The organism is Streptomyces sp. UNOB3_S3 (assembly GCF_020740895.1).
GTDB lineage: Bacteria > Actinomycetota > Actinomycetes > Streptomycetales > Streptomycetaceae > Streptomyces.
In genome coordinates, this window is the sequence record NZ_JAILXP010000465.1 from 1 (window position 1) to 4,984 (window position 4,984).

The window sequence follows — 4,984 nt, forward strand, 5'->3', positions numbered from 1 at the left end:
CGCCGCCCGCGCCGCCGCCTTCCCTCTCCGCCGAGGCGACGGTCGTTCTCACCGGTACGGACGATCCGAAGGTGAAGCCCGGCAGCGGTGCCGCGAAGGGCGGACAGCGGGTCAACGGGCACAGGGTGCCCCCGGGAGGCTGTACGAGGGAGGCGCGGGCCGAGCTCCGGGCGGACAACGCGGAGGCCGGGGGAGACGCCCCGGTCGCCGACCGGATCAACATCGGGAGCTTCGAGCGGTCGCAGCGCGACCCGCGCGTAATGCGGGTCTTCGCCCAGTGGGCGGCCTGTATGAAGGAGCACGGCTTCCCTTCGTACACCGATCCGCTCAAGGCCGGTGCCGACCCGGCCTGGCGTACGCCCGAGCCGTCCGCGAAGGAGCGGGAGGCGGCCACGGCCGATGCGCGGTGCAAGACGGAACACAACGTGGTGGGTGTCTGGTTCACGGTCGACGTGGCCTACCAGCGGCAGGAGATCGAGCGAAACGCGAAGGAGCTGGCCGCCGTCAAGGCTGATCTCGCGACCCGCCAGGAACTGGCCAGGGCTGCCCTGGGCCCCCTCCCTCCCCGCACCTGACCAGTCGAGTCGGGTAAGCAGGGTGGCCTTCCCATCCGTCTTGCCGAGCGACTCTGTGACGTTCCTCAGGGTCTGGTCGAGCCGATTCTCGTCCTGCTGCTACGGAGGTGTGCTGTTCACGGTTCGTTCCTCATGTTCGGAAAGCGCGAGAGCCCGGGCAGCACGGGCTGCTTGGGCTGCTCGGGCTCTTCGAAGATGACGGTACGACGGGGGTGGACTTCAGCTCGGGCAGTGCACTGTGCGGTTGACGTGCGGTACGGGACATCCGCCAGCCGGTGACGAGCAGGCCCCCACGGGCACTCGGCGAATTCCAGAGGTCGCGGGGTCCGCGCGTACCAGATGCGCTCGGGGCTCATGCGGACGCCCAGGGCGGCCGTCGGGATCGACGTTCCTGCTTCCGGCTCACCGCCAGACACCGTCTGGCTCGATTCGCTGGATTCCGTTCTGTCGTGCCGATGATTGTCTGCCCCCGATCATCCATAGGGTCGTTCACGCCGGCGCGCAAACATTCAAGGCGCCACGGCTGCCGAAGGTCCTCGGTTTCAGAATGTGCAAGTTGGCCGAATATCGTGATGGCTTGGTAGCGGTCGGCCGCGCCGGCGGATGATGAGAGGCCGGTCTGGCAGTCGCCGGCCCTCGAGGTGATGGCAGCGGAATCACGACTGAAACAGCCCATCTGTGCGGCGGTGGAGGCGGATCGTAGCGCCGCAGATGAAATTCTGATGAGCCCCGGGCAGGTCAAGGCTGCCTGACAGCCCATGAAGGGGCATGGGTTTCGCCTTGGACCGGCTGGTTCCGTCATCGTCACTGCGTCGCTGCCGACGCTAAATTCGCCTTGATCGACCACCGCTCCCCACCACATAACTGGCAGGGTTCCGGCCTGGGGCGACATGGCGCCCGGCCAGGGAAAGGGCATGATGAGCCACTTAAGATCTTCCGGCCGCCGGGCCAGAGGGCTGGTCGCCTTCACCGTGACCGCCGCATCGACGCTCGCCGCCATAACTGCCGCGGCCGGCCCCGCCGCCGCGACAGGGCATCCGAAATCCGTCACAACCGCCGACCAGCCGAAGCTCGGCGACGCCTGCACCTCCGCCGACCTCGGCACACGCCACCCGTTCATCAAGACCACCGAAGTGTCCCCGACGATCACCCACTTCAAGGGCTGGTTCGTCACCGAGGGCACAACCGGCAACCACACCGTCAGCACCACCACCCAGACGACCATCACGGTCTCCGTCGGCCTCGACGGCAAGATCGAGGGCGGTTTCGGCACCGAGGCCCTCGGCAAGGTCGGCGCGAGCCTGGGCCTGAACGTAAAGGTCGACTACTCCTCCACCAGCAGCGAGTCGAATTCGGTCACGTGGAACTTCAACCGGCCCGGCTACTACGGCGTCTACAAGGGCACCAAGAAGGTCACCGGTACGTACGGAAGCCTCAACTGCAACCGCGTCCAACAGGGCAACGGTAGTTGGGCGTTGAAGTGGATCGAAGGGCCCGGAAGCGGCAGCTTCACCACCTACACCACCCTTGAGGAAGGCGCGGTGCGCTGCGAGGACAAGGTGCCCGCCAACAGCATCATGGCCAAGGCGCAGAACCTCCTCGACTGCGGCTCGGCCGCCGCGAAGGCCAAGCACCCGGCGGGCGCGGTGGCCCCGACAGCGAAGCAGACCCAGGACCGCCTCGTGCAGCGCCCGGCTCCCACCAGCGGCACGTCCGCCGAACAGCCCAAGGCCACCGGGCGTAGCGCGCGGGCCGCTCTCAATTGCGAGTCCGGCGCCTACAGGATCGACGTCCCCGGCAAGCCCCTGAACTGGAGCGCACCGCTCCTGGCCAACGACGGCATCCGCCTGCGCCAATCTACAATCTTCAGCGCCCACCTGGACAACTGGCGCCTGTGCAACGTGACTCAGAACAACGGGGTCATCGAGGCGTCCCTGTGGAACTGGGGCAACGGCGGATGCGCGACCATCCCGGCGGACATCGCCAACCGGGAGCAGGCTTACCTGACGACGGCCAACTGCGCGGAGGACGACCTCCAGCGGTTCTACATCTACCGCGACGTACCCGGCAGCTCGAAGGTAGGTGTGCAGAACAAGTACACCGGCTCCATGATGGGCCATGACCGGTACGCGGACGGGGAGTTGATCCGCCAGTTCTCCAGCGGCAGGCAGGACGGTACGGGTACGTACACCATGACCGGAGTCTGACGGCCCACACCCAGTGAGCGGCCCCGCACGTGAACCCCGACCTGCCGGTTCCGTGCGGGGCCCTCCGCGTCCCTACTCCGAGCCGGCCTTGGGGACCTGGGTGTGTTGCTCGATCGTCATGGTGTCGGGCGACCGGATTCCAGGGGTGTCGGCAATGGCGTCGTGACTGGAGGAGATCGAGCGGGGGGAGGCTGCCGCGCGGGAACGGATCGAGGAACTGCGGGCCCGGCTCCTTCTACCTATTGGACGAGCGGAGCGATACCACCACTGCCTACCTGACCGGCATGAACGGACACATCTGACGCCGTGAGCAAGACTCGCGGGCTGGCAGGCCGCGTTTTGAGCGGAAACGCGACTGGCCAACCGGGTGGGCTTGCCATCAGGGCGGCGGTGGAATGGCAGATCCAGGCGATGTGCGTCCTCAGCACCGTCCTGGGGCTGACCGGGACGAGCCGGGGCGCGGTCGATCCGGGGCCGCAGCGAGCAACCGGACAGCGGCGAGTAGGGAGCTCTTGCCCGTACCGGTCTCCATTCTGCGGATGGTCCGCACACCGACTGTGGACTTCTCGGCGAGCTGTTCCCGAGTCATCCCCGCCCGCAGCGCCATTGACGCGCCAGCAGGCCCAGCTCCCTCGTAACGTCGTGCTTTTCCCCGCCGACCTTGGCCGTGGCGACTCTGTCTCCCTGACCGGCTAAGAGTGGCCGGTCCCTGGCCTGGCCTGCTGATCAGCGCGAACGCGATCATGCAGGGGCACGTCGCCCCTGCGAGCGGGAATCCCATGAGCGTTCGACGCCGGCCGGACCGCCGCTCGCCCCGGGGCGAGGCCAACCTCGAGGGTAAGGTCGAGCTGGACGCCCCGATCCAGCGGTATCTGCCCGGCGTTGTCGCGGGCAACGGCTACGACGGCACCAAGATCTCGGTACGGCAGATCCTGCAGCACACCAGCGGCATCAGCGACAAAGCAGGCAATCCCAGGGCCAACCCGGACGGCACCCACAGCCTGCGGGAGGCGGTCCGTGCCGGTCTGACCAACCCGCCACTGTTCGCACCGGGCACCAGCTGGAAATATTCCAACACCAACTTCCTGGTGGCCGGCATGCTGATCGAGCAGATCACCGGCACGCCGGCCGGAGACGCGATCACCGCCAGGATCATCAAGCCACTCGGCCTGACCCGGACCTCCTACCCCCGCGGCGGCGACAGGAAGCTCGAGGCCCCGTATCTGCCCGGGTACATCGGCGGCCGGGTGGGCCCGTTCTTCCTCTGGACCAACGCGACCACCGCCGTGGAGCTGACCGCGTTCGCTACGGCCGGAGCCATGGCCTCGACCGAACAGGACATGGTCACGTTCGATCAGGCATGGCCGACGGCAAGCTCGTGTCACCGGCGATGCTGGCCCAGATGCGCACGACAGTGCCCATGCTCGGGTTTCCCGCCGTCATGCACTACGGCCTCGGGCTGATTCGGCTCGACCTGTCCTGCGGCGGGCAGGCCTGGGGTCACTTGGGCGACTTGCTGACCGGTCATTCGTCCGGGACCTTCGCCACCGACGACGGTCGGCACGCGGGGCGGTGGTGACCAACGGCTACCTCGTGGTGTCCAACGCAGGGGGGATGCAGCGGGAACAGGTGGTCGAGTCCGCGCTGTGCGGCACCTGGGTGGACTGATCCACCGACCCGGCCGGTAGGTCGGTGACCGAGCGGTTCGCCGGGGTCGGCGTGTCCATGTACGTCGGCAATGGCCGCGGCAAGCCGACCGAGCCGGAGTTCTGGCTGGAGGGAGCGTCCAAGAGCGTCGCGAAGAACATGAAGGCCCAGGGGCTGCCGTACTACTTCGTCGACTACGGCAACGGATCGAACTGGAGAACGGGGTGCGACGGCGGCCACAACAAACATGGCCTGCCGAGAGGCGAGCCTTCAGGATCTGGCCTCCCGGTTGGAGAAGGCCTTCGCCACGTGATCCTTTGCCGGCCCAGCCGGTAGGTACGTCCGCAGGCCTCACTCGACGGGTGCGGAAGCGCACGAAGCGGCCCCTGTCGCCGGACTCGGTTCCGGCGACAGGGGCCGCTTGTGCGTGGCGTTAAAGATCGGAGGGGAGGCTCTGGCCGGTCTCAGCGTCGTAGGCGAGCCTTGTCGGCGACAGGCGGACCATCCGTGTCCCCCCGGAGCCGGAAGATCGGGTGGCGGGGGAGGGCCTGGGGC

At 67.7% G+C, this 4,984-nt stretch carries 4 protein-coding genes and 1 pseudogene; 4 read left to right on the top strand and 1 reads right to left on the bottom strand.

Going from position 1 to position 4,984, the window contains the following annotated elements:
- Nucleotides 1–575, top strand: a pseudogene (locus tag K6I33_RS31760) (hypothetical protein); the annotation flags it as partial.
- A gap of 917 nt (nt 576–1,492) precedes the next feature.
- On the top strand, nt 1,493–2,782 hold the full coding sequence (locus tag K6I33_RS31765) for a hypothetical protein (protein WP_229358011.1): 1,290 nt from the start codon (nt 1,493–1,495) through the stop codon (nt 2,780–2,782).
- Between the two features lie 421 nt (nt 2,783–3,203).
- Here K6I33_RS31765 and K6I33_RS36700 read toward each other — a convergent pair whose 3' ends face one another.
- Complete coding sequence (locus K6I33_RS36700) at nt 3,204–3,563, bottom strand: helix-turn-helix domain-containing protein (RefSeq protein ID WP_374286336.1); 360 nt, start codon at nt 3,561–3,563, stop codon at nt 3,204–3,206.
- Here K6I33_RS36700 and K6I33_RS31770 point away from each other — a divergent pair.
- Nucleotides 3,481–4,245, top strand: a complete 765-nt coding sequence (locus K6I33_RS31770; protein WP_229358009.1) for a serine hydrolase — start codon at nt 3,481–3,483, stop codon at nt 4,243–4,245. The two genes, K6I33_RS36700 and K6I33_RS31770, sit on opposite strands and share 83 nt — an antisense overlap.
- A gap of 229 nt (nt 4,246–4,474) precedes the next feature.
- Nucleotides 4,475–4,765 carry a hypothetical protein gene (locus tag K6I33_RS31775; RefSeq protein ID WP_229358010.1) on the top strand — a complete coding sequence of 97 codons (291 nt, stop codon included), beginning with the start codon at nt 4,475–4,477 and terminating at the stop codon, nt 4,763–4,765.
- The last annotated feature ends 219 nt before the right edge of the window (nt 4,766–4,984 follow it).

Bases quoted from the DNA above. Each gene is read 5' to 3' on its own strand.
- K6I33_RS31765 (WP_229358011.1), top strand. From the start codon at position 1,493: ATGAGCCACTTAAGATCTTCCGGCCGCCGGGCCAGAGGGCTGGTCGCC.
- K6I33_RS36700 (WP_374286336.1), bottom strand. From the start codon at position 3,563: ATGGGATTCCCGCTCGCAGGGGCGACGTGCCCCTGCATGATCGCGTTC.